At 70.6% G+C, this 23,892-nt stretch carries 19 protein-coding genes; 12 read left to right on the top strand and 7 right to left on the bottom strand.

Annotated features, from left to right (window positions below; all coding sequences use genetic code 11):
• The first annotated feature begins 67 nt into the window (after window positions 1–67).
• On the top strand, window positions 68–838 hold the full coding sequence (locus I2W78_RS27855; protein ID WP_196462997.1) for a class I SAM-dependent methyltransferase: 771 nt from the start codon (window positions 68–70) through the stop codon (window positions 836–838).
• Here the strand turns inward: I2W78_RS27855 and I2W78_RS27850 are convergent.
• The 4 genes from I2W78_RS27850 to wecB are packed head-to-tail and all read right to left on the bottom strand — an operon-like array spanning window position 788 to window position 6,651.
• Window positions 788–2,971 carry a glycosyltransferase gene (locus I2W78_RS27850; RefSeq protein WP_196462996.1) on the bottom strand — a complete coding sequence of 728 codons (2,184 nt, stop codon included), beginning with the start codon at window positions 2,969–2,971 and terminating at the stop codon, window positions 788–790. The two genes, I2W78_RS27855 and I2W78_RS27850, sit on opposite strands and share 51 nt — an antisense overlap.
• On the bottom strand, window positions 2,968–4,941 hold the full coding sequence (locus tag I2W78_RS27845) for a hypothetical protein (RefSeq protein WP_196462995.1): 1,974 nt from the start codon (window positions 4,939–4,941) through the stop codon (window positions 2,968–2,970). The genes I2W78_RS27850 and I2W78_RS27845 overlap by 4 nt, the downstream gene beginning before the upstream one ends.
• Window positions 4,941–5,570, bottom strand: a complete 630-nt coding sequence (locus tag I2W78_RS27840; protein WP_196462994.1) for a class I SAM-dependent methyltransferase — start codon at window positions 5,568–5,570, stop codon at window positions 4,941–4,943. The genes I2W78_RS27845 and I2W78_RS27840 overlap by 1 nt, the downstream gene beginning before the upstream one ends.
• Window positions 5,563–6,651: a non-hydrolyzing UDP-N-acetylglucosamine 2-epimerase gene (gene wecB, locus I2W78_RS27835; RefSeq protein WP_196462993.1), complete on the bottom strand. Its 1,089-nt coding sequence runs from the start codon at window positions 6,649–6,651 to the stop codon at window positions 5,563–5,565. Before wecB ends, I2W78_RS27840 begins: the two co-directional genes overlap by 8 nt.
• Before the next feature lie 38 nt (window positions 6,652–6,689).
• Between wecB and I2W78_RS27830 the strand changes: the two genes are divergently transcribed.
• From I2W78_RS27830 to I2W78_RS27820, 3 genes are read left to right on the top strand one after another with little or no spacing between them, the layout of a single operon-like run.
• The gene (locus I2W78_RS27830) at window positions 6,690–8,141 is read left to right on the top strand and encodes a glycosyltransferase family 4 protein (RefSeq protein ID WP_196462992.1); all 1,452 of its coding nucleotides are present in this window, start codon (window positions 6,690–6,692) and stop codon (window positions 8,139–8,141) included.
• 46 nt (window positions 8,142–8,187) lie between these two features.
• Window positions 8,188–9,495 (top strand): nucleotide sugar dehydrogenase, encoded by a 1,308-nt coding sequence (locus I2W78_RS27825; RefSeq protein ID WP_196462991.1) that lies wholly within the window; start codon window positions 8,188–8,190, stop codon window positions 9,493–9,495.
• 40 nt (window positions 9,496–9,535) lie between these two features.
• Complete coding sequence (locus I2W78_RS27820; RefSeq protein ID WP_196462990.1) at window positions 9,536–10,678, top strand: glycosyltransferase family protein; 1,143 nt, start codon at window positions 9,536–9,538, stop codon at window positions 10,676–10,678.
• 68 nt (window positions 10,679–10,746) lie between these two features.
• Here the strand turns inward: I2W78_RS27820 and I2W78_RS27815 are convergent, their stop codons facing one another.
• Window positions 10,747–11,520, bottom strand: coding sequence for an SCO2400 family protein (locus I2W78_RS27815; RefSeq protein WP_196462989.1), 774 nt, complete (start codon window positions 11,518–11,520; stop codon window positions 10,747–10,749).
• A gap of 257 nt (window positions 11,521–11,777) precedes the next feature.
• On the opposite strand from I2W78_RS27815, the gene I2W78_RS27810 reads away from it, so the two are divergent.
• The 7 genes from I2W78_RS27810 to I2W78_RS27780 all read left to right on the top strand — a co-directional run bounded on the left by I2W78_RS27810 (window position 11,778) and on the right by I2W78_RS27780 (window position 20,364).
• Window positions 11,778–12,938, top strand: coding sequence for a mandelate racemase/muconate lactonizing enzyme family protein (locus tag I2W78_RS27810; protein WP_196462988.1), 1,161 nt, complete (start codon window positions 11,778–11,780; stop codon window positions 12,936–12,938).
• Window positions 12,935–13,939, top strand: a complete 1,005-nt coding sequence (locus I2W78_RS27805) for a zinc-dependent alcohol dehydrogenase (RefSeq protein ID WP_196462987.1) — start codon at window positions 12,935–12,937, stop codon at window positions 13,937–13,939. The genes I2W78_RS27810 and I2W78_RS27805 overlap by 4 nt, the downstream gene beginning before the upstream one ends.
• A 126-nt stretch (window positions 13,940–14,065) precedes the next feature.
• On the top strand, window positions 14,066–15,034 hold the full coding sequence (locus I2W78_RS27800; protein ID WP_196462986.1) for a hypothetical protein: 969 nt from the start codon (window positions 14,066–14,068) through the stop codon (window positions 15,032–15,034).
• Between the two features lie 97 nt (window positions 15,035–15,131).
• Entirely contained in the window at window positions 15,132–16,244 is a 1,113-nt protein-coding gene (gene chvE, locus I2W78_RS27795) for a multiple monosaccharide ABC transporter substrate-binding protein (protein ID WP_374222705.1), read from the top strand.
• Between the two features lie 32 nt (window positions 16,245–16,276).
• Window positions 16,277–17,827 (top strand): multiple monosaccharide ABC transporter ATP-binding protein, encoded by a 1,551-nt coding sequence (mmsA, locus tag I2W78_RS27790; RefSeq protein WP_196462984.1) that lies wholly within the window; start codon window positions 16,277–16,279, stop codon window positions 17,825–17,827.
• Complete coding sequence (gene mmsB / locus I2W78_RS27785) at window positions 17,824–19,068, top strand: multiple monosaccharide ABC transporter permease (RefSeq protein ID WP_196462983.1); 1,245 nt, start codon at window positions 17,824–17,826, stop codon at window positions 19,066–19,068. Before mmsA ends, mmsB begins: the two co-directional genes overlap by 4 nt.
• Before the next feature lie 147 nt (window positions 19,069–19,215).
• Entirely contained in the window at window positions 19,216–20,364 is a 1,149-nt protein-coding gene (locus I2W78_RS27780; RefSeq protein WP_196462982.1) for an aldose epimerase family protein, read from the top strand.
• Window positions 20,365–20,422: 58 nt separating this feature from the next.
• On the opposite strand, the gene I2W78_RS27775 is transcribed toward I2W78_RS27780, so the two are convergent.
• Both I2W78_RS27775 and I2W78_RS27770 read right to left on the bottom strand, forming a co-directional pair.
• Window positions 20,423–22,048, bottom strand: coding sequence for a fascin domain-containing protein (locus I2W78_RS27775; protein ID WP_374222732.1), 1,626 nt, complete (start codon window positions 22,046–22,048; stop codon window positions 20,423–20,425).
• A gap of 138 nt (window positions 22,049–22,186) precedes the next feature.
• Window positions 22,187–23,410 carry an RNA-guided endonuclease InsQ/TnpB family protein gene (locus I2W78_RS27770; RefSeq protein WP_196462980.1) on the bottom strand — a complete coding sequence of 408 codons (1,224 nt, stop codon included), beginning with the start codon at window positions 23,408–23,410 and terminating at the stop codon, window positions 22,187–22,189.
• Window positions 23,411–23,435: 25 nt separating this feature from the next.
• On the opposite strand from I2W78_RS27770, the gene tnpA reads away from it, so the two are divergent.
• Window positions 23,436–23,852, top strand: a complete 417-nt coding sequence (gene tnpA / locus I2W78_RS27765) for an IS200/IS605 family transposase (RefSeq protein ID WP_196458430.1) — start codon at window positions 23,436–23,438, stop codon at window positions 23,850–23,852.
• Window positions 23,853–23,892 lie beyond the last annotated feature (40 nt).

The following is a 23,892-nucleotide window of genomic DNA, read 5'->3' as shown; positions in this document are numbered from 1 at the left end:
TGGCGGCGGTCGCGAACCGCCGGACCGATCCTGGGCCGCGGGTGCGGCACGTCTCTAGCCTCGGCACATGGCGACCCTGTGGGACCTCATGCGCGACTGCATCCCCGACGACCACGCCCGCCAGGTCACGTCCCGCTACTACCTCGACGAGGTCATGACCTCGCCGGGCGCGCCGGACCGGGTGGTCGACCTGGGGTGCGGGCGAGGCGCGTCCGTGGCGCTCTTCCGCAGGCACGATCCGAAGGTGCGGTGGGTCGGAGTCGACATCCGGGACTCTCCGGAGGCCCGGCAGTACCGGCCCGACGGCGCTCCGCTGGTCCACTTCGACGGTGTCCGTCTTCCGTTCCGCTCGGACACCGTGCCGCTGATCTACTCGCACCAGGTCTTCGAGCACGTCTCGCACCCGCGTGAGCTGCTGGCGGAGATCGGCCGGGTGCTGCGGCCGGGCGGGCTGTTCATCGGCAGCACGTCCCAGTTCGAGCCGTACCACTCCTTCAGCCTGTGGAACTACACGCCGTACGGATTCCGGGTGCTGGTCGAGGAGGCCGGGCTGGCCCTGCGGGAGATCCGGCCGTCCCTGGACGGGGTGACGCTGATCATGCGGACCTACGACAACGGGCGGAAGGCGGAGTACGGGCGGTACTGGGACGAGGAGTCCCCGCTCAACGCCGAGATCGACGGCTGGGCGAAGGACACCAAGCGGCGGACTGCACTGGTGAACCTGCGCAAGCTGACGTTCTGCGGCCAGTTCGCGTTCCGGGTCGCCAAACCCGAGCGCCCGGTTCCGTCAGCCGGACACCAGCAGCTCCGTCCACTCCCGGGCCACCCGGTGCAGTGAGAACTGTTCCCGCACCTGGGTGCGGGCCACCTGCCCGGCGGCCCGCCAGGCCTCCTCGTCCAGGTCGGCGAGTGCGTTCGCCATCGTCTGAGGGTCCTGGTGGATCCACCGTCGGTCGTAGATCTCGTCCGCCCCGGGCCACGGCAGCAGCGCGGGGACCGCGGCGGAGGCCATGCCCTCCGCCGGGGCGAGGTGGAAGCTCTCGTCGTCGCTGGTGGACAGGACGTGTCCGACGCGCCGGAGCCAGCTCGCCACGTCCGCGCCGAACTCGTCGAAGACGACGGCACCTTCGAGCAGCGGCGAGGTCTGCATCCGCCGCAGTACGGCGTCGTAGTGCGCGCGCTCCTCGGGCTTGTTCCAGATCCACCAGTACTCCCAGGGCGGCTTGGACTTGACCGAGAGGTGCCAGCGGCGGTCCCGGGCGCGCAGGGCCTGAAGGACGTCGAGGCCCAGGTCGAGACGTTTGCGGCTGGGCGCGATGCCGATCATGCCGAGGCGGAAGCGGGCGCCGGGCGCCTTGGGGCGGTCGAGCTGGTCGGTGTCCACCCAGTTCGGGACGACCGTGACCTTGGACTCCGGCCAGCCGGTGCACGCCAGGGTGCGGCGGGCGTAGTACGAGCTGACGCAGATCACCTGGTCGACGGCGTCGATGTCGACCTGCCCCGGCCAGTCGGCGTCCAGCTCGAAGCGGTGCAGCCGGACGATCAGCCGGCTGCCCTGCCGTTTGTGGCGGCTGTACCAGACGGCGGCCGGACCGCACCATTCGACGACCACGACATCGGCCCAGTCGGCGAGTTCCCGGCTCGCGGCCGGATCGTGGCGGGCGAGCGCGGGCCAGGCGTCGACGCGTACGTCGAGACCGGGCAGCGTACGGAAGTGGTCCAGGAGCCGGGAGAGGAACTTCAGGTCGTGGCCCGCGACACCGACCCGCAGCGGCAGCGGCCGGGCGGCCACGGTGGCCGGCGCCTCGGGGAAGGCCTGGTCGAGCTGGGAGCGCCAGCGTTCGGCGGCCGCCCGGAGGGTGTACCGGGCGGCGGCCTCCCGGCAGCGGTCGGCGGCGAGCCGCCGGGCCCGGGGCTCGCGCACGGCACGGGCGACCGCCTCGGCGGCGTCGTCGAGTGCGGCGCGTCCGGGCACGTAGAGCGGATAGTCGGCGCCGAGCAGCACCTCGTGGGCGGGGGTGCGGTTGAGCACGACGGGCAGTCCGAGGGCGCCGAACTCCAGGACCTTGGTGGACAGTTCGAGGCTGGCGTCGAGGGCGGGCTCGCGCCAGCCGAGGCCGAGGTCGCAGTCGGCGGCGATGCGCATGGCCTCCTCTCGGGGCTGCCCGCCGTGATGCTCGACGCCCGGGGTGACGGCCAGCGCGCGGGCCATGGCGGCCTGGAACTCCGGGCGGGCGGGGTCGTCGTGGATCTTGTCGCCGACGGTGTGCAGCTCCGCCCGGACGCCCCGTTCGGCGAGCAGGGCCGGCAGGCGGGTCATGGGCAGGGTGTTCCACAGGGGGGCGAACTTGCCGGTGTAGACGAGCCGGAACGGGTCGTGCGGGCGGTCGTGCTCCGGCACCGGGAAGCCCGGCTCGGGCACGGCGGGCGGGCTGAGCACGCACTTGCCGCAGGCCTCGGGCACCCACGTCTCCAGCAGGCAGCGCAACTCCTCGGTCTGGCACAGCAGGCGCTGGGAGGTGCGGGCGATGCGGGTGAGTTCCGCGCGGGCCCCCTCGGTCATCTCGGCGGCCGACTGCGGGATGTCGGTGAGGTAGGCCCAGATCCGCCCCTCGAAGTGGCCGTCGGCGACCACGCGGCCGACCAGTCGCCGTCCGCGCAGCACCAGCAGGTCGCAGGGCTCGTCCTCGTCGAGCCGGGCGAGCGCGTGGGAGGCCTGCACGGGCGACAGCGGCCGGTCGGACAGTCCGGGCAGCAGCCGCTCCTCGTGGGGGCGGACCACCGTGACCCCGGGCAGCCCGGCCAGCGGGTCGATCAGCCGCCCGGTGAGCACGGGGGCCTTCAGGACGAGCCGGGTCCGGCAGCCGGCCCGTGACAGTGCCTGCACCGTCGACTGGGCCCAGACGGCGGAGCCGTCGATGAGGTTGAGGTCAACGTCGCCGTAGACGAGCGCGTTCAGTGTCCGGCTCATGTCGGCTCCTTCCCGCACCAGGCGAACAGGCGGTGCCCCTGACGGGCCCAGGTCTCGGGCGGTGCGCCGGACGCCAGCAGGGACCGGCGCACCAGGAGGGGGCGCAGTTCGGGGACGAAGGTGTAGTCGTCGGCGGCGGGCGTGCTGCCCACCGCGTCGGCGCCGGAGTACTCCTGAGCGCACATCAGGTCGAGCAGCAGGGTGTCCGGGCGGTCCTCGGTGAGGTCGGTCCAGTCGGCGACCCAGGGCGCGCCGGGTTCGCCGGTGCGTACGGTCACGCCGGCGGCGGTGAGTTCGTCGAGTCCGGTGGGATCGGGTACGACGACCTCGGCGGGCCGGTGTCTCTGGTTCAGTACCTGGGCGGCGAGCCGGGCGATGTCGGCCCGGTCCCGTGGCTCGGCCAGTACGCAGACGCGGCGTTGGTCCAGCGGGTCGGGGGCGCCGATCCGGCGGGCCAGCTGCGACAGGCGTACCCGGGTGCTGTCCGCCCGGAACACCTCGCGCAGCCGCTGCCGGCCGGCCGCCGCCGGGTCCAGGCTCGCCAGCCGCACACCGGCGTCCGCGTCGAGGACGGCGTCCCAGGCGAGCCGGGTGAGGCCGGGGGCCGCCGAGGCCGGGCCGTCCCGCCACAGCACGCAGCGGCGGCCCGCCGCCCGTGTCTCGGTGAGCAGTTCGGCGAGCCTGCGGTCGAGGTCGGGGGCGAGTCCGGTGCCGGTGAGCGCCCAGGGGCCGTCGCCGGTGCAGGCGCTGAGCTGGACGACCAGGGCGTCGGGGTCGGTGCGCTGCACGACCAGTCGGCCGTCGTGCGGCAGCGCCCGGTTGACCACGGCGTCCGTCGCGAGGTCGGCGGCGGTGGTGTCGGCGAGCACTCCGGCGATCACCAGCCGGTCACGGGGCATCGAGGCGAACGCCCGGTGGGCGAGGTGCATCCGCCCGTCCGGCACGGCCTCCCGCACGATGGCCTCCGGTGCCGTACTCGAAGACGCGGGGCGCGGCTTCGTCCGCCCCTCGGGCGTCGTACCCGCGGACGCGACACGCGAGTTCCCCCGCCCCCGCCACAACCCGTACGACACCCCCGCCTCCGGCGACGCGGTACGCGACCTGCCCCGCCCGCGCCACAGCGTGTACAACTCCCGGGCCCCCGCGCTCGACGACGCGGAACCCGCCTTCGCTCGCGCGCGCCACAACCCGTACAGCTCCTGCGGCAGCCGTGGCGCCTCACGCCGGGGTGAGCGCGCCGCCGACACCAGGGCCCGCCCGACCCGCAGTGAGGTGGAGCCCTCCAGCATGGCCACCCGCGCCTGCAGCAGGCCGACCCGGTCCCGGGCGCGGTGCAGGGCGGCCGCCAGCTGATCCTTCTCCCGTACGGCGGCCGCGAGGCGCTCGGCGAGGCCGTCCTCGTGGACGGGACCCTGGCCGCGTTCGGCTTCCTCGGCCTCGCGTTCCAGGTCCAGCACCCGGGCTCGCAGCGACCGCGAGACCAGGTCGGCGAGGACGTACTCGTCGGCGAGCCGCAGCGCGGTGGCGAAGCCCTCCGCCGGCACGGGCCGCCCGAACCAGTCGTGGGGCGGCTGGAGTTCGTCGGTGCGGACGAACACCGCGCCCGCGTGCAGATGCACATAGTCGAGGGGGGCGGCGCGCAGCACCTGGCAGTGGTGGGTGACCAGGGCGTCGAGCAGCCGGTGGTAGGGCAGTTCGGGCCCGTGGTGGCCGAAGAGGATCAGGCCGCGGCCGCCGGGGCGCATGCGGCGCAGTACGGCGAGGCAGTCGGTCTCGGTGCCGTGCAGCGCCGGATCGGGGCCGTACGACACGATCACCAGTTCGCTCTCGCCGATGTCGTGTTCGCCGTGGTGCAGGGCGACATGGCCGGGCAGGTGCAGGTAGGGCTCCAGGTCGAGCCCGCCGTCGGTGGCGTCCACGACGGTGGTGACGCCGTCCAGGTGGGGGTGGAGCAGATCGGTCAGGCGCATCAGCGGGTCCTCGTGAAGACGTGGAAGCCGACCTCGTTCTCGCGGAAGCCGTAGGGGGTGAACAGGGTGTGGCGCAGGCCGAGGGGTTCGAGCAGCGCGGTGTAGTCGGCGGTCGGGCGGTGCACGATGTAGTCGCCGCGCGGCCGGCGGGTGCCGATGTCCTCGTCGGTGAGGATCAGCCGTCCGGTGATCCTCACCAGCGAGGCGATATTGCGCAGGCCAGCCGCCCATTCCTCGTCGTCGAGGACGTGGAAGAGGACGTCGACGCAGAGCACGACGTCGTACGGCCAGGGGCTGCGCCACTCGTCGAGGGCGGCGACGGTGTAGCGGGGGCCGCCGCCCTGGGCGCGGGCGTGCGCGACGGCCTCCTCGCTCGCGTCGAAGGCGTCGACGCGGTGGCCGCAGCGGGCCAGGGCGCGGGCGAAGTGGCCCTTGCCGCAGCCCGCGTCGAGCACGAACAGCGGGGCCGACTCGTCGGCCAGGTCGCCGATCAGGGGGAGCAGGGTGCCCAGCCGCAGCGCGTAGAAGATCTCGTTGCTCGCGCGGCCCAGGCCGATGTGGCCGCCGGAGGCGAGGTCGTCGTGCTCGCGGTGGCGGGTGTCCCAGTAGAGGCGGGTGGACTCAGACATGGTGGTCCAGCCAGCGGGTGACCTCGGCGGCGATCCGGGCCCCGGCCCGCCCGTCCCACAGCGGCGGGCCCTCGTCGGGCGCCGGCTGTTCGCCGTCCAGCACCTTGCTCAGCGCGGGGACGAGTTCGGCGTGGCCGACGAGGCGGTTGGTGCCGTGGGTGACGGTGACCGGGCGCTCGGTCGTGGTGCGCAGGGTCAGGCAGGGCACGCCCAGGACGGTGGTCTCCTCCTGTACGCCGCCCGAGTCGGTGATGACGGCGGCGGCGCCGCGCACCAGGCTCATGAACTCGACGTAGCCCAGCGGGTCGAGGACGTGGACGCCCGGTGCGCCGTCCAGGCCCGCGGCGCCGAGTGCCGCCCTGCCGCGCGGGTGCAGGGGCACGGCGAGGTCGAGGAGCCGCGCCGCCTCGGTCAGGGCGTGGGCGGCCGCCTTCGCCGCCTCGGGGTCGTCGACGTTGGCGGGGCGGTGCAGGGTGACCACGCCGTAGCGCTCGGGCAGTTGGTACGCGGCGCGGGCGGCGGCCGGGTCGAAGTGGTTCAGATGGGTGAGCAGGGTGTCGATCATGGGGTTGCCGACGAGATGGACTCGGGCGGGGTCCACGCCCTCCCGGGCGAGATGGCCCACCGCCTCGGGGCTGGTGGCGAACAGCAGCTCGGCCAGCTGGTCGACCAGCCGCCGGTTGACCTCCTCCGGCATCGCCATGTCGAAGCTGCGCAGTCCCGCCTCCACATGGGCGAGGGGGATGCCCAGCTTGGCGGCGACGAGGGCGGCCGCCAGCGTCGAGTTGACGTCCCCGTACACCATCACGAGGGCGGGGTCGCGCGCGGTCAGCTCACCCTCCAGGGCGATCAGCAGGTCGGCCGTCTGCCAGGCGTGGCTGCCGGAGCCGACGCCGAGATCGGTGTCCGGCTCGGGCAGGCCGAGTTGCCGGAAGAAGATGTCCGACATCCGTTCGTCGTAATGCTGACCGGTATGCACCAGGACCTGGTCGCAGCCCGCCGTGCGCAGTGCGGCGACGACCGGGGCGGCCTTGACGAAGTTCGGTCGGGTGCCGACGACGTGGAGTACACGGCCGTTCATGTCGTACTTTCTCCGCTCTCGCCGCCTAACGTGACGGCATGTCGCGTCATATCCCCCGTGCGCTCAGTCTGGCCGCATCCGTCGCGTGGGGCGAACTGCGCCATGACCCCGTCCGGGCGGCCCTGCTGGGGGTACGACTGCTGCCGTCGTCCGTGCGGCGCCGGGTCAGGCCGCTGGAACGGCGGCTCGCGGACCGGGCCCGGACGGCCGGGCCGAGCGCTGCTCCATCCGGGGTACGGGTGCCCGCGCCGCCCGCCCGCCGGGTCCGGCCGGTGCCGGGCCGGGTGCTGCATCTGGTCACCAACGGGCTGCCGTTCAAGCACGCCGGCTACACCGTGCGCACCCAGCAGATCGCCGAGGCGCAGCGGGCCGCCGGGCTGGATCCGCACGTGGTGACGCGGATCGGGTTCCCGGTGGCGCAGGGGGTGCTGGACGCCCGCCCGCTGCAGACGGTGGGCGGCGTGCCGCAGCACCGGCTGCTGCCGCCGTGGCTGCCGTACGGGCAGGCGGCGGTGCTGGCCCGCAACGCCGAGCTGGCCGGCCGGCTGGTTCAGCGGCTGCGGCCCGCCGTGCTGCACCCGGCCACCGACCACGGCAACGGGCGGGTGGCGCTGGCCCTGCGCGCGGCCTACGGGCTGCCGGTGGTCTACGAGGTGCGCGGCTTCCTGGAGGACACCTGGCTGACCCAGGCCCCGGGGCGGACGCCCGCCGACGCGTCGTACCGGGCCCGGCGTGAGCTGGAGACGCACTGCATGCGCGAGGCGGACCTGGTGCTGACGCTGGGCGCGGCGATGAAGGCGGAGATCGTGGCGCGCGGGGTGCCCGAGGAGCGGGTGCTGATCGTGCCGAACGCGGTGGACGAGGAGTTCCTGGCGCCGCTTGCGGACGGGGGGCGGCTGCGGGCGCGGCTCGGCATCGCGCCGGACGATTTCGTGGTCGGCACGGTCAGCAGCCTTACTCCACACGAGGGAATCGGCACATTGCTCCATGCGGGTGCCGAGCTGAGGCGTCGCGGGGTGCCGTTGCGGCTGCTGATCGTGGGGGACGGACCGGAGCGCGCCGGCCTGCTGCGGCTGGCCGGCCGGCTGGGTCTGGCCGACGGGACGGCGGTGTTCACCGGCCGGGTGCCGTACGCCCAAGTGCGGGCGTACCACGCGGTGTTGGACATGTTCGCGGTGCCGCGTACCGACGAGCGCGTGTGCCGGCTGGTGACACCACTGAAGCCGGTGGAGGCGATGGCGAGCGGGCTGCCGGTGGTGGCCAGTGACGTACCCGCGTTGCGGGAGCTTGTCCAGCCAGGAGTGACCGGACACCTCGCCCCACCCGGATCCCCACAAGCCTGGGCAGATGCGATCGAAGCGCTGCTTTACAGTCGAAACCGTCGGGCCGAATGGGGAGCGGCCGCCCGCGAGTTCGTGGCGCGTGACCGCACCTGGAAGCGCGTCGCCGCGACCACCCGCGAGGCGTACCGCGCCCTCGGCTGCGCTTGAGATGCGGGCCCGGCCGGGTCCCGCCACGAGGCAGGGGTGAAGCCCTATGCAGGTCCACCAGACTGAACCGCTCGGGGAATCGGAACTGGCCGGCACCGCCGAAGTCGCGGTGATCGGGCTCGGCTACGTCGGGCTGCCGCTCGCGCGGGAGGCGGCGACGGTGGGCCTGAAGGTCGTGGGCGTCGACCGGGACCCCCGGGTCGTCGCCGGGCTCAACTCCGGACGCTCCCATGTCGACGACGTGTCCGACGACGACGTCCGCGCGATGCTGGCGGCCGGCTTCAGGGCGTACACCGACGACGGTTGTCTCGCCCGCGCGCAGAACGTGGTGATCTGCGTGCCGACCCCGCTCAACGAGGACGGCGGGCCCGATCTGAGCGCGGTCACCGCCGCCGTCCGCGCGGTGGCGGGCCGGCTGCGGCGCGGGCAGCTCGTCGTGCTGGAGTCCACCACGTATCCGGGCACCACCGAAGAGGTCGTACGACCGCTGCTGGAGGCGGAGTCCGGGCTGCGGGCCGGGGAGGACTTCGCCCTCGCCTTCTCACCGGAGCGCATCGACCCCGGCAACACCGGGCACGGGCTGCGCGACACCCCCAAGGTCGTCGGCGGCTGCACCCCCTCGTGCACCGTCCGGGCGGTCGCCTTCTACGGCAAGCTCGTCGACACGGTCGTCCAGGCGAAGGGCACCCGCGAGGCCGAGATGGCCAAGCTGCTGGAGAACACCTACCGGCACGTCAACATCGCCCTCGTCAACGAACTCGCCGTCATCAGCCACGAGCTGGGCGTCGACCTGTGGGACGCGATCCGCTGCGCGAGCACGAAACCGTTCGGCTTCCAGGCGTTCCGGCCGGGCGCGGGCGTCGGCGGGCACTGCATACCCATCGACCCGAACTACCTGTCGTACAAGGTGCGTTCCTCGCTGGGCTACGAGTTCCGGTTCGTCGAGCTGGCCCAGGAGATCAACCGGCGGATGCCGGAGTACGTCGTGCGCCGCGCCCAGGACCTCCTCAACACCGCCGGCCGGCCGCTGCACGGCTCGCGGGTACTGCTGCTCGGGGTCACCTACAAGCCCGACGTCGCCGACCAGCGGGAGTCCCCGGCCGTGCCGGTGGCCCGGCTGCTGCGGCAGCGGGAGGCCGAGGTCTTCTTCCACGACCCGCACGTCTGCGAGTGGCGCGTCGACGACGTGCCGGTCCCCCGCGTCGACGACCCGATGGCCGCCGTGGCCGAGCACGATCTGGCGATCCTGCTCCAGGACCACTCCTGCTACGACCTGCCCGCCCTCGCCGACGCGGCCCGCCTGCTGTTCGACACCCGGGGGCGGATCTTCCGGCCTGGGGTCGAGGTGCTGTGACCGGGCCCCTTCGAGGCCGGAGCCGAAAGGTGCTGCTCTGATGCGGATACTCGTGGTCACCGTCGTCCACCATCCCGAGGACGCGCGCATACTGCACCGGGAGATCGCCGCCCTGACCGAACGCGGCCACCGGATCGTGTACGCCGCTCCGTTCAGCGCGTGTGGAGTGGTGCCGCGCCCGGGTGTCGAGGGCGTCGACCTCCCCCGGGCCGCCGGCCGGGACCGCCGGGCGGCGCTGCGGGCGGCGCGCGCCCTGCTCGCCGAGCGCGGACCGGAGACGGACGTGGTCCTGCTGCACGACCCGGAGCTGCTGCTCGCCCTGCCCGGCACCCTGCGCCAGTGGCGGCGCGGCGGCCGGGGTCCGGTGACCGTGTGGGACGTGCACGAGGACACGGCGGCGGCGCTGACGATGAAACGCTGGCTGCCGGCGGCGCTGCGGCCGGCGCTGAGGGTGGCGGTACGGGCGGCGGAGCGCCTGGCCGAGCGGCATGTGCGGCTGCTGCTCGCCGAGGACGCCTACCGGGAGCGTTTCGACCGGCCCCATCCCGTCGTGCCGAACCTGCCGACCGTACCGCCCGGGTCCCCGGAGCCGCCCGGCCCGGACCGGGTCGTCTATCTGGGGCACCTGTCCCGGGCGCGCGGCGCGCTCGACCTGATCGAGACGGCGAGGCTGCTCGGGCCCGGCATACGGGTCGAGGCGATCGGCGCGGCCGACCCTGACGTACGCGGCGCGCTCATCGAGGCCGACCGGCACGGCGTCCTGCGCTGGCACGGCTATCTCCCCAACGACCGTGCGCTCGCCCGGCTCTCCGGCGCCCTGGCCGGGCTCTCCCTGCTGCACGACGAGCCCAACTACCGCCACTCACGGCCCACCAAGGTCGCCGAGTACATGGCCCACGGCGTCCCCGTCGTCACCACCCCGAACCCCCTGGCGGCCGACCTGGTGACGAGGCACGACTGCGGCCTCGTCGTCCCGTACGGGAACCCGGCGGCGGCCGCGGAGGCGGTACGGCGGCTGCACACGGACCCGCGCCTGCGCCTGACCGCCGCCGAACACGGCCGGGCGGCGGCACTGGCGGAGCTGGACTGGGCGGACCGGGCGGCCGAGTTCACGGATCTGCTGGAGATGTGGGCGAAGGAGGCGGCAGGCGAGCGGCCCGGGCGCGCCGCGTCTGCGGCATGATCCGCCGGACTGGCCTTAGGTGCACCTCCACCTGACTGGCCTTGAGGTGCAGCACCACCGGACGGGCCTCAGGTGCACCACCACAGGAACCGGTCGCACGTCTGCGAGGGTGACGGCTGTGGAGTCGGCTCCGAGGTCGGCGGGTCCGCCGTCGGGGTCGGCGTCGGCGCCGGTGCGGGCGGGGCAGCCGGGGTGGAGGCCGCCGGGTCGGGGGCCGTGTCCGACGGGGTCGACTCGTCCTCCTCCGTCGGGCTCGCCGACTCCTTGTCGTCCTTCTCGTCCTTGTCCTTCTCCGACTTCGAAGGTGAGGGGGACTTCGAGGCGTCCGGGGAGGCCGTGCCCCCGCCCGGCCCGCCCGCGGAGGCGTCGGTGCGCGGATAGGCCGTCTCGTCCGACCCGACCGCGGCGCCGCCGTCCGGCGAGGCGCCCCCGGCAGCCGCCGGGTTCGGGGCCGACCCCGGGGCGTCCAGGCCGAGTTCGGCGAGGCTCAGGGCACCGGCCGCCAGCACGAAACCCGCCGCGATCAGCAGGGTGCGGCGGCGCCGCCGACGGTGGGCCGCGGCCTTGCGGTCGCGACGGCTCACGCCCGGCTGACGGCGCCGGGAGGAGGCGCGGCCCTCGTCGTACTCGTCCTCGTCGTCGTACGTCTCGTCGGCCTCGCGGCCCCCGGCGTTCGACTCCGATCGCACGACCGTGACCACGTCGGTCCGCACATCCGTCCGCACGACGGTGTGCACGACGGTTTCCTCCGCGTACGCGCGAAGCTGTTCGGCCGGCGTCCCGCACCCCGGGCAAGCCAGGGCGCCATTCAGGTGCCGCCGGCACGGGTGGCAGTAGTCCATGACGCGGGAAGGTTAAGTTTTTGATCGGTAACGTTCATAGTCGCCACTGTGAAGGTTCTGTGCGGAACCACTTCTTCCGGCGCGGCGACTTGAGGGCAAGCCACTCGCATCATCCCGAAACCGGGCGTCGAAAGTGTCGAAACCGTTATCCGTCCACCCCATTGACACCCCCACCGCCGCCTCCTTACTGTCACGCCAGCATTTCGAACGAGTGACGAAATTTCGAACAGAGCCGACGTTCACGAGGGGCAACTGCCGTGCGCATCACCGGAATCAGCACGCACGTGGTCGGGACGCCGTGGCGCAACCTGACCTACGTTCAGGTGCACACCGACGAGGGGATCACTGGAGTCGGGGAGACCCGGATGCTGGGCCACACCGACGCCCTCCTCGGCTACCTGAGGGAGGCCGAGGCCAACCACATTCTCGGCTCAGACCCGTTCGCCGTGGAAGACCTGGTACGCCGCATGAAGTACGGCGACTACGGGCGGGCCGGCGAGATCGTGATGTCCGGGATCGCCGTGATCGAGATGGCCTGCTGGGACATCAAGGGCAAGGCACTCGGCGTGCCGGTGTGGCAGCTGCTGGGCGGCAAGGTCACCGACAAGGTCAAGGCGTACGCCAACGGCTGGTACACCACGGAGCGCACGCCCGAGGCGTACCACAAGGCCGCCCAGGAGGTCATGGCGCGCGGCTACCGGGCGCTGAAGATCGACCCCTTCGGCACCGGGCACTTCGAGCTGGACCACCAGCAGACCCTCTACGCCGTCTCCCTCATCGAGGCGGTCCGCGACGCCATCGGCCCCGAGGCCGAGCTGATGCTGGAGATGCACGGCCGCTTCTCCCCCGCCACCGCCGTCCGGCTCGCCCACGAGCTGGCGCCGTTCAAGCCGGCCTGGCTGGAGGAGCCCGTCCCGCCGGAGAACCTCAAGGCGCTGGAGAAGGTCGCCGCCAAGGTGGACATGCCGGTCGCCACCGGTGAGCGGATCCACGACCGGATCGAGTTCCGCGAGCTGTTCGAGAGCCAGGCCGTCGACATCATCCAGCCGGACGTCGGTCACATCGGCGGCATCTGGGAGACCCGCAAGCTCGCCGCCACCGCCGAGACCCACTACATGCTGGTCGCGCCGCACAACGTCGGCGGGTCGGTGCTGACCGCCGCGTCCCTCCAGGTCGGCTTCACCTCCCCCAACTTCAAGATCCTTGAGCACTTCAACGACTTCGCCGACGCGGAGATCAAGAAGGTCGTCAAGGGCGCGCCGCAGGTGATCGACGGGTACTTCCACCTCTCCGACGCCCCCGGCCTCGGCGTGGAGCTGGACACCGACGCGGCCGCCGAGTTCCCGCAGCAGCAGGCCCGCTTCGACCTGTGGGCCGAGGGCTGGGAGCAGCGCAAGCCGAAGGGCACGCAGAAGTGAGCACCGCCGTCGTCATCGAGGCGCCCGGCGCGCACCGGCTCGTGGAGCACACCCCCCGCCCGCCCGGTCCCGGCGAGGCGCAGGTCCGGGTGCACGCCGTCGGCATCTGCGGCAGCGACCGCGAGGTGTACCAGGGCAACCGGCCCGAGGGATACGTCCGTTACCCGCTCACCCCCGGCCACGAGTGGTCCGGCACGGTCGCCGAGGTCGGCCCCGGGGTCCCCGGGTCCCTGGTCGGCCGCAAGGTGGTCGGCGAGGGCTTCCGCAACTGCCAGGTGTGCGACCGCTGCCACGCGGGCGACACGACGCTGTGCACGGACGGCTACGAGGAGACGGGCTTCACCCAGCCCGGTGCGATGGCCCCGACCCTCACGCTCCCCGCCCGCCTCCTCCACCCGCTCCCCGACGACGCAGACCTCACCGCCGCCGCCCTGCTGGAGCCGGCCGCCTGTATCGCCGCCGCGGCCCTGAAGGCGGCCGCGAAACCGGGCGAGCGGGTCGCCGTCGTCGGCACCGGCACCCTCGGCATGTTCGCCGTGCAGTTCCTGCGGGCCGCCTCCCCGGCCGAGCTGCTGGTCGTCGGCACCCGCCCCGACCGGGCGGCCATGGCGCGGGGCTTCGGCGCCACCGACTTCCGCACCAAGGACCAGGAGCTGCCCGGCGACTTCGACGTGGTGATCGAGACGGCCGGGTCCGCCGACGCCGCCCGCAACGCCGCCGCGCTGCTGCGGCGCGGTGGCCGGCTGGTGCTGACGGGGATCCCGGCGCCGGGCGCCGACGGTCTGGACCCGACGGATCTGGTGGTACGGCAGCTGGAGGTGCACACCGTCTTCGGTGCGCCGCCGGACGCCTGGGCGCACACCGTGCGGGTGTTCGGCGCCGGGCTGCTGGATCCGGTGCCGCTGGTCACCCACGAGCTGCCGCTGACCGAGTTCTCGCAGGCCATCGAGCTGGTCGGAGCCGGCGACCCGAAGGTCGGCAAGGTGCTCCTGCGCCCCTAGCCGCTCCGCCCCCAGTCGTACGCCGGTACGGGGGCAACCTGACGGCCGCCGTACCGGCGTACTCCCAGCCTCCGCACACCCAGTGCCGCGAACCTCGTCCGAAATACCGAACACGAAGGACAGCTTGTGACCGACGCTTCCGCCACGGCAGCCCGCAGGCCCGGTGAGCAGGCACTCACCGCGCTCGGCCTGGGCGCGCCCGCCCTCGATCCCGCCGACGCCTCACCGCACAGCTTCCCGGGCGGTGGCCGCTGGCGCACCGAGATCCCCTCGTGCGAGGGTCCCGAGGCGCTGGCGGTCGTCCTCAAGGAGTCCTCGCGCCTCGATGTGCCGATTCACCGGATCAGCCAGGGCAGCGGGGTGTGGATGCTGACCGACGCCGAGATCACCGAGATGGTCGAGGCGTGCGGCGAACGTGACATCGAGCTCTGCCTGTTCACCGGCCCGCGCGGCACCTGGGACATCGGCGGGTCGACCCGTACCGACTCCCGGGGCGCGGGGCTGCGGGCGCGCGGCCACGACGCCGTCGCCGGATGCGTCGAAGACGCCGTACGGGCCACGGAGTTGGGCGTCAGGTGCCTGCTCGTCGCGGACGAGGGCGTGCTGTGGACGCTGCACAAGGCGCGCACGCAGGGCATCCTCCCCGCCGACACCACGCTGAAGGTCTCCGCGCTCATCGGGCCGGTGAACCCGGCGAGTTACGCGGTCTACGAGCACCTCGGCGCCGACTCCGTCAACGTGCCCAGCGACCTGACGCTGGATCACCTCACCGAGATCCGCCGGACCTCCGGCGCCCCCATGGACATGTACATCGAGGCCCCCGACGATCTCGGCGGCTATGTGCGGATGTACGAGGTGGCCGAGCTCATCCGGCGCGGCGCACCGCTCTACCTGAAGTTCGGCCTGTCCAAGGCTCCCGGAATCTACCCCTACGGGCACCACGTGCGGGAGCTGACGCTGGCCACCGCCAAGGAACGGGTGCGGCGCGGCCGGCTCGCTCTCGATCTGCTGGCCCGCCACGGAGCGGACGGCGACATGGCACCGCTCGGCTCCCGACTGCCGGGCGCACTGCGCCGGTTCGACATCCCGTCATAACTTTCCGGAAAACCGGCTTCACAAAACAAGACACAGCCGCGCACAATCCCACACACCTCGTCTCGGTTCCTCCTCGCACACATCAAGGATGATGATCATGCGTAACCGCAGAGCCGCACTCGCCGCGATAGCCTCGGCCGCTTCCCTCGCCCTCACCCTGACCGCCTGCGGCCAGAGCGGCGAGGGCGGCAGCAAGGAGGACTCGGGCAGCTCCGAGGGCGCCACCATCGGCATCGCGATGCCGACCAAGTCCTCCGAGCGCTGGATCGCCGACGGCAACAACGTCGTCAAGGACCTGGAGTCCAAGGGCTACAAGACCAAGCTCGTCTACGGCGAGGACGACCCCGACCAGCAGGTCTCGCAGGTCGAGAACCTGATCACGCAGGGCGTGAAGGCCCTGATCATCGCGGCCATCGACAACAAGTCGATGAACAACGTCCTGCAGCAGGCCAAGGACGCGAACATCCCGGTGATCTCCTACGACCGCCTGATCCTCGGCACCGAGAACGTCGACTACTACGCCTCCTTCGACAACGAGAAGGTCGGCGAGCTCCAGGGCAACTACATCCTGGAGAAGCTCGGCCTGAAGGACGGCAGCGAGAAGGGCCCGTTCAACATCGAGCTGTTCGCCGGCTCCAACGACGACAACAACACCCGCTACTTCTTCCAGGGCGCGATGAACGTCCTGCAGCCCTACATCGACAAGAAGCAGCTCGTCGTCCGCTCCGGCCAGACCGCGCTGAACCAGGTCACCACCCTGCGCTGGGACGGCGGCAAGGCCCAGAACCGCATGGACGAAATCCTTACCTCGGCCTACAAGAGCGAGCGCGTCGACGCGGTCCTCTCGCCGTACGACGGCATCTCCATCGGCATCCTCTCGGCGCTGCGGTCGGACGACTACGGCTCCAAGAGCAAGCCGTGGCCGATCGTCACCGGTCAGGACGCCGAGGTCGCCTCGGTGAAGTCGATCATCGCCGGCGAGCAGTCGATGACCGTGTACAAGGACACCCGCGAACTCGCCAAGGTGGCCTCGAACATGGTCGACGCGGTGCTGAACGACAAGAAGCCCGAGGTCAACGACGAGAAGACCTACGACAACGGCTCCAAGGTCGTCCCGGCCTACCTGCTGGAGCCGGTCAGCGTCGACGAGGCCAACTACAAGGAGACGGTGGTCGACTCCGGCTACATCAAGGAAAGCGACCTCAAGTAACCGCCGGCTCACTCTGATTGGAAGGCACGACCATGGCGGGACCCGTCCTGGAAATGCGCTCGATCGTCAAGACCTTTCCCGGCGTCAAGGCGCTGTCGGACGTCACACTGACCGTCCAGCAGGGCGAGGTCCACGCCATCTGCGGGGAGAACGGCGCCGGCAAGTCGACCTTGATGAAGGTCCTCTCCGGCGTCCACCCGCACGGCACCTACGAGGGGGACATCCTCTTCGAAGGGGAGGTCTGCGAGTTCAAGGACATCCGGGCGAGCGAGCAGCGTGGCATCGTCATCATCCACCAGGAGCTGGCGCTGTCGCCGTTCCTCTCCCTCGCGGAGAACATCTTCCTCGGCAACGAGCACGCCAAGGGCGGGTTCATCGACTGGCGGGAGACCCTGCGACACGCCACCGAGTTGCTGCGGCGGGTCGGTCTCAGCGACCACCCCGACACCCGCGTCGCCGACATCGGCGTGGGCAAGCAGCAGCTGGTGGAGATCGCGAAGGCGCTGTCGAAGAAGGTGAAGCTGCTCATCCTGGATGAGCCGACCGCGGCCCTGAACGACGAGGACAGCGGCAAACTCCTGGATCTGATCCTGGAGTTGAAGAAGCAGGGCATCACCTCGATCATCATCTCCCACAAGCTCAACGAGATCCGCAAGGTCGCCGACTCGGTGACGATCCTGCGCGACGGGCGCACCATCGAGACGCTCGATGTGAAGGCGCCGGAGACCACCGAGGACCGGATCATCAGCGGCATGGTCGGCCGCGACCTGGAGCACCGCTTTCCGGAGCGCACCCCGCACGAGCCGGAGGAGGGCTCCGCGCCCGCCCTGGAGATCCGCAACTGGACCGTGCACCACCCGATCGACCAGCAGCGCAAGGTGGTCGACGATGTGTCGCTGTCGGTGCGGCGCGGGGAGATCGTCGGGATCGCGGGCCTCATGGGCGCCGGCCGCACCGAGCTGGCGATGAGCGTCTTCGGCCGGACGTACGGCCGGTACGCGGGCGGCACGGTCCTCAAGGACGGCAGGGAGATCCGCACGAAATCCGTCCCCGAGGCGGTCAGGAACGGCATCGCGTACGTCACCGAGGACCGCAAGCACTACGGCCTGAACCTCATCGACACCATCAACCGCAACATCTCGCTCAGCGCGCTGGGCAAGGTCGCCAAGCGGGGCGTGGTCGACGAGCACGGGGAGCGGCAGGTCGCCGAGGGCTTCCGCAAGTCCATGAACATCAAGGCGCCGACCGTCTTCGAGCCGGTGGGCAAGCTGTCCGGCGGCAACCAGCAGAAGGTCGTCCTCAGCAAGTGGATCTTCGCGGGTCCGGATGTGCTGATCCTGGACGAGCCGACGCGCGGCATCGACATCGGCGCCAAGTACGAGATCTACACGGTCATCGACCAACTGGCCGCCCAGGGCAAGGCGGTCGTCTTCATCTCCTCCGAGCTGCCGGAGCTGCTCGGCATGTGCGACCGCATCTACACGATGGCCGCGGGCCGGCTGACCGGTGAGTTCTCGCGGGCCGAGGCCTCACAGGAAACGCTGATGCGTCAGATGACGAAGGACAAAGAGGTAACGCGATGAGCACGGATGTGACCGCCAAGACCCCGGCCCCCGCGCCGCCGGGCAAGGGCGGAGCAGGCGCGGGTGACGGTCTGCTCCAGCTGGTGCTGGACGGGATGCGCCGCAACATGCGGCAGTACGGCATGCTGGTCGCCCTCGGCCTGATCGTGGTGCTGTTCGCCGTGTGGACCGACGGCGACCTGCTGCTGCCGCGCAACGTCTCCAACCTGGTGCTGCAGAACAGCTACATCCTCATCCTTGCGATGGGCATGATGCTGGTGATCATCGCGGGCCACATCGACCTGTCGGTCGGCTCGCTGACGGCGTTCATCGGCTCGATGGCAGCCGTGTTCATGGTCAAGAACGATCTGCCATGGCCGGTCGCCGTGATCCTGTGCCTGGCGGTGGGCGCGATCGCGGGCGCGGTCCAAGGCTTCTTCATCGCCTACGGCGGCATACCATCCTTCATCGTGACCCTCGCGGGCATGCTGATCTTCCGTGGTCTGACCGAGATCTTCCTGGAGGGCCAGACGCTCGGCCCGTTCCCGGAGGGTCTGCAGAAGGTCGCCAACGGCTTCCTGCCGGAGGTCGGCCCGAACACCAACTACCACAACCTCACGCTGCTGCTGGGCTTCGCGATGATCGCGTTCGTGGTCCTCCAGGAGTTCCGCGACCGCCGCCGCCAGCAGGAGTTCTCGCTGGATGTGCCGCCGTTCAACCTGTTCCTGCTGAAGCTGGTCGCGCTCGGCGCCGCCATCCTCACGCTGACGCTGCTGCTGGCCAGCTACAAGGGCGCCCCGATCGTGCTGCTCATCCTGGGTGTGCTGCTCGTCGGCTTCGGCTACGTCATGCGCAACGCGATCATCGGCCGCCACATCTACGCGATCGGCGGCAACCTGCCCGCGGCCAAGCTGTCGGGTGTGAAGGACAAGAAGGTCACCTTCCTGGTCTTCCTGAACATGGGCATGCTCGCTGCCCTGGCGGGTCTGGTCTTCGCCGCCCGCTTCAACGCGGCCTCGCCCAAGGCCGGCCTCAACTTCGAGCTGGAGGCGATCGCGGCCTCGTTCATCGGCGGCGCGTCGATGAGCGGCGGTGTCGGCACGGTCCTCGGCGCGATCATCGGTGGTCTGGTTCTGGGCGTGCTGAACAACGGTATGAACCTCGTCGGCATCGGCACGGACTGGCAGCAGGTCATCAAGGGGCTTGTGCTGTTGGCGGCGGTCGGGTTCGACGTGTGGAACAAGCGCAAGGTCGGTTCGTAGAGCACGGGTCGCTCAGGTCGTGGGTAACTGCGGGCCCGTTGTCGCTGGTCGCGCCCGCGCGGCGGAGCCGCATATGGATACAGCCCCGCGCCCCTTTGGGGCGCTGCCCTGAGCGGCGTCTTCAACTCCTCCCATTGGAGCCGCTAGATGGAACTGAACAGACGCACAGTCATCGCCGGAGCCGCGGCGGCGGGGCTTGCCGCCGCGTCGACCATCGGCACCGCACATGCCACAGGAGACAGGAAGCCGGTGAAGGAACTCTTCGGGAAGCTCGCCGACGGTACGAAGGTGTACAGCTGGGCGCTTCAGAACGGCGGCACCCGGCTGAAGGTCCTCTCCTACGGCGGGATCGTGCAGTCCCTCGAAGTCCCGGACCGGCGCGGGCGCTACGCCAACGTCTCCCTCGGCTTCGACACCATCGAGGACTACGTCGCCTCCAGCCCGTACTTCGGCGCCCTGATCGGCCGGTACGGCAACCGCATCGGCAAGGGCCGCTTCACCCTGGACGGCAAGGCCTACCAGCTCTCCGTCAACGACGGCGAGAACAGCCTGCACGGCGGCGCCAAGGGCTTCGACAAGGTCGTGTGGGACGTCGAGCCGTTCACCAAGGGCTCGGACGTCGGCCTGTACCTGTACTACACCGGCGTCGACGGCGAGATGGGCTACCCCGGCACGCTGAAGACCAAGGTCACCTACACCCTCACCCGGCGCGGCGACTGGCGCATCGACTACGAGGCCACCACCGACAAGGCCACCGTCGTCAACCTCACCAGCCACGTCTACTGGAACCTGGCCGGCGAGTCGAGCGGCACGATCTACGACCACGAGCTGTCCATCGCCGCCTCCCGCTACACGCCAGTCGACTCGGGGCTGATCCCCACGGGCGAACTGGCGCGGGTCTCGGGCACGCCCTTCGACTTCCGGCGCACCAAGACCGTCGGCGAGGACATCCGCGTACCGCACCAGCAGTTGCTGTACGGCAAGGGCATCGACCACAACTGGGTCCTCGACAAGGGCCTCACCACCCGTCCCGAGCACATCGCCACGCTCCGGGACCCGTCCTCCGGGCGCACCCTGAAGATCGCGACCACCGAGCCGGGCCTGCAGTTCTACTCCGGCAACTTCCTCGACGGCACCCTCGTCGGCTCCGGCGGCACCGTCTACCGGCAGGGCGACGGGCTGTGCCTGGAGACGCAGCACTTCCCGGACTCGCCGAACAAGCCGTCGTTCCCGTCGACGGTGCTGCGGCCGGGGCAGACGTACCGCACGACGACGGTGCACTCGTTCTCCGCCTGACCCGGACGACCCGGTGGCGGAACCGGCGGGCGGCGCAATGCGCCCGCCGGTCCGCGTGTCACCCGGTGCTCACCTGAAACTTCTCCCACGGCCCGATCGCGTCCCGGTTGGCGATGAGCGGCTCGGCACCCGCGGCCTCGGCGCAGACGTACTTGCCGTTCGCCTGCGCCCTGAGACTGAGGGTGCCGTCGGGGTTCTGGACCGTCTGGAAGGTCTCCCACGCCCCGATCGCGTCCCGGTTGGCGATCAGCGGCTCGGCACCCGCGGCCTCGGCGGTGACGTACTTGCCGTTCGCCCATGACTTCAGGGCGATGTTGCCGCCGCCGAGGTCGATCCGGTCGAACCGCTCCCAGGTGCCCACGGCCGTGCGGTTGGCGATCAGCGGGTCGGCGCCGGCGTTGGCGGCCGTGACGTACTGGTTGTTGGCCACCGCGCGCAGGCTGATGGCGCCCTCCGGGGTCTGCCCCTTGTTGCTGCCGAGCGTGGAGGCGGTGCCGCTGAGGGACTTCTGGCCCTGGTTGGCGGTGCCGGTCAGCCGGGTGGAGGCGTAGGAGCTCAGCGGCTTGGCGGTGCGCTCGACCACGTAGACGGTGTTCGCGGTCGTGCTGAAGGTGAGTTCCGTGCCGGTGCCGCCGGTGACGATCGCGCCGTCCGAGACCCGGCGGACCTGCACCTGCTGGCCGTTCCACGGATTGACCACGGTGGCCTGCTTGCCGTAGAGGCTCTTGACTCCGACGTACTTGACCTCGCCGGCCTCGCGCTCCGAGCTGATCTGGAAGCCGTCCTTCGCCAGCAGCGTGAACCTGCCGACGAACGAGGAGTCGCCCGGCACGCCGGGGAAGACCCGGATCCTGTCGTTGTAGCTCTGCAGCAGTGACTCGTTGAGCGCGGTGAGGTGCACGCCCAGGTACTCGAAGACCCCGTTGGTGTTGTTCGTCATGCCGTTGGGGTAGTTCTGGTACTTCTGCAGCATGGTCTTCATGCCCTGGTAGGCCTCGTTGCCGAGGCCCAGCCGGGCGGCCTGCACCGCGTCGTTGGCCCAGACGTTGCCGTAGGGGAAGGGCCGCTGGTTCCAGGTGTTGACGGCCGTCTGGTGGTCCGGGGCGCCGATGCCGGTCAGGTCGTAGGGCCAGATCAGTTCGCTGGAGACGTTCTCGTTGTTGCGGGTCTGCGCGATCGGCGGCTGGTGCGGCTGGTAGGCGCCGTTCTCCACCACGAAGGGCGTGAGGTTGTCGAGCACCGTCTGCCAGGTTCCGCGCAACCCCTCGTCGACGCCGAGTTGCCGGCTCACCTGGATGGTGAGCGGGAAGATGCTGCGCACCGCGGCCAGGTCGGTGATCGCGTCCCGCACATTCCAGTACGTCTCGTGCGAGTTGGAGTTGGCCATGTGGTACTTGCCGGTCGCCGGGTCGCGCGTGAGCATCGCCGAGTAGAACTTCGCGGTCTCCCGCATGAACGGATAGGCGACGTTGCGCAGGTACTCCGTGTCATCGGTGTACCGGTAGCGCAGGTACATGCTGTACGCGGCCTCGTAGCCGGTGGACAGCACGTTCTTGGTGTAGTCGCTGTTGATCGTGCCCCGCGCGTTGCCGTCCCAGCCCATGGTCTCCGGGACCCAGAGTCCGTCCACGCCGTATCTGGTCTGGGTGTACGACTTCAGGGCCGCGTAGTTGCGGTGGTACAGGTTGTTGTGACGGTCGATCAGCTCCCGCTGGTTGGCGGCCAGGAACGACAGATAGACGTCTCTCTGGTTCCAGTACCATTGACTTGCACCTCGGGCTGAAGCCCGAGGATTCTGGCCTTCCGTTCCGTTGCTGTGCTGCTACGCGGCACGGGGTTCGGTCGGGAATCCGTGGCTTCCTGTTTCTTCGCGCTGTGCCGGGATTGCTCCCGGTCTTACCGGCGCTCCGCAGGCCGATACCGCCAGTCCGGCGGCCGTCTTCACGTTGATCGCGGCGTTGGTGTCCCGGTCGTGGACGGTGCCGCAGGCGGTACAGGTCCATTCCCGGATGTTCAGGGGTTTGGGTCCGTCCACGGCGCCGCAGGTGGAGCAGGTCTGGGAGGTCGGTTCGAACCGGCCGATCTTGACCAGGGTGCGGCCGTACCGTTCTGCCTTGTACTCCAGCATGCTGATGAACGACGCCCATCCGGCGTCATGCACGGACTTGGCCAGCTTCGTGCGGGCCAGTCCCGCTACCGACAGGTCCTCCACGGCGATCCCTTGGTTCTCGGAGATCAGCTTCGTGGAGAGCTGGTGATGGAACTCTCGGCGGGCGTCGGCGACCTTGGTGTGGGCGCGGGCGACCTTCAGGCGGGCCTTGGCGCGGTTCTTGCTTCCTTTCTGCTTGCGGGACAGCTCCTGCTGGGTCTTCTTCAGCTTCTTCTCCGCGCGGCGCAGGAAGCGCGGAGAGTCGATTTTCGTGCCGTCGGACAGGACCGCGAAGTGGGTCAGGCCGAGATCGATGCCGATGGTGCGGTCGGTTTCGGGCATCCGTGTCGCGTCGGGGGCGGGGTCGGTGTCGATGACGAAGGAGGCGAAGAACCTGCCGGCCGCATCCTTGAAGACGGTGACGGAGGTGGGGGTGGAGGGCAGCGTGCGGGACCACTTCACCTTCACCGCGCCGATCTTCGGCAGGTTCAGACGGCCGCTGTCGGTGATGTTCCAGCGGGCGTTGGCGGTGAACCGGATCGACTGCCTCGCGTCCTTGCGGGACTTGAAACGGGGCGGACCGGTCTTGGGGCCCTTGCGGGTGCCCTTGAGGGAGGCGAAGAAGTTGCGGTACGCAGTCTCGGCGTCGCGCAAAGACTGCTGGAGGACGACCGCGGAGACCTCGCCCAGCCAGGAGCGCTCCACCGTCCCCTTGGCCTGGGTGATCAGGCGGGTGGACAGCTCGCCGATCTTCGGGAACGGCTGCTGGGCCTTGCGGGCGTCTTCACGGGCGCGGACCGCGTCGTTGAAGACGACGCGGGCGCACCCGAACGCCTTCGCCAACGCCCTCTGCTGGCCGGTGTCCGGGTACAACCTGAAGGCGTACCTGAGCTGCATGACGGCCACGATACATACTTGGATTATGGGCGAGATGCAGAAGATCAGAACTGGTAGGCACTGTGTTTTCGTGATGCACGTCCACTTGGTCTTCGTGACCAAGTTCCGGCACAAGGTGTTCACCGATGCCCACTTGAGGCGCATGGAGGAGATCATGCGGTCGGTGTGTACGGACTTCGAGTGCGAGCTGGTGGAGTTCAACGGCGAGAACAACCACGTCCATCTGCTGGTGAACTTCCCGCCCAAGGTCGCCGTGACCAAGCTGGTCAACTCCCTCAAGGGTGTCTCCTCCCGCCGCCTGCGCCAGGAGTTCCCCGACCTGGTACGGCACTACTGGCGGGCCAACAAACTCTGGTCCGGGTCCTACTTCGCCGGCACCGTCGGCGGCGCACCGCTGACCGTGGTCAAGCAGTACATCGAACAGCAGAACCGGCCGGTATGAGCACTGCCCGGCTCCGCCGGGACGCCGCCTCGTGATGCTC

The organism is Streptomyces spinoverrucosus, from assembly GCF_015712165.1.
GTDB lineage: Bacteria > Actinomycetota > Actinomycetes > Streptomycetales > Streptomycetaceae > Streptomyces > Streptomyces spinoverrucosus_A.
The sequence above is the reverse complement of the archived record's forward strand: the minus strand, read 5'-3'. Positions and strand labels throughout refer to the sequence as shown.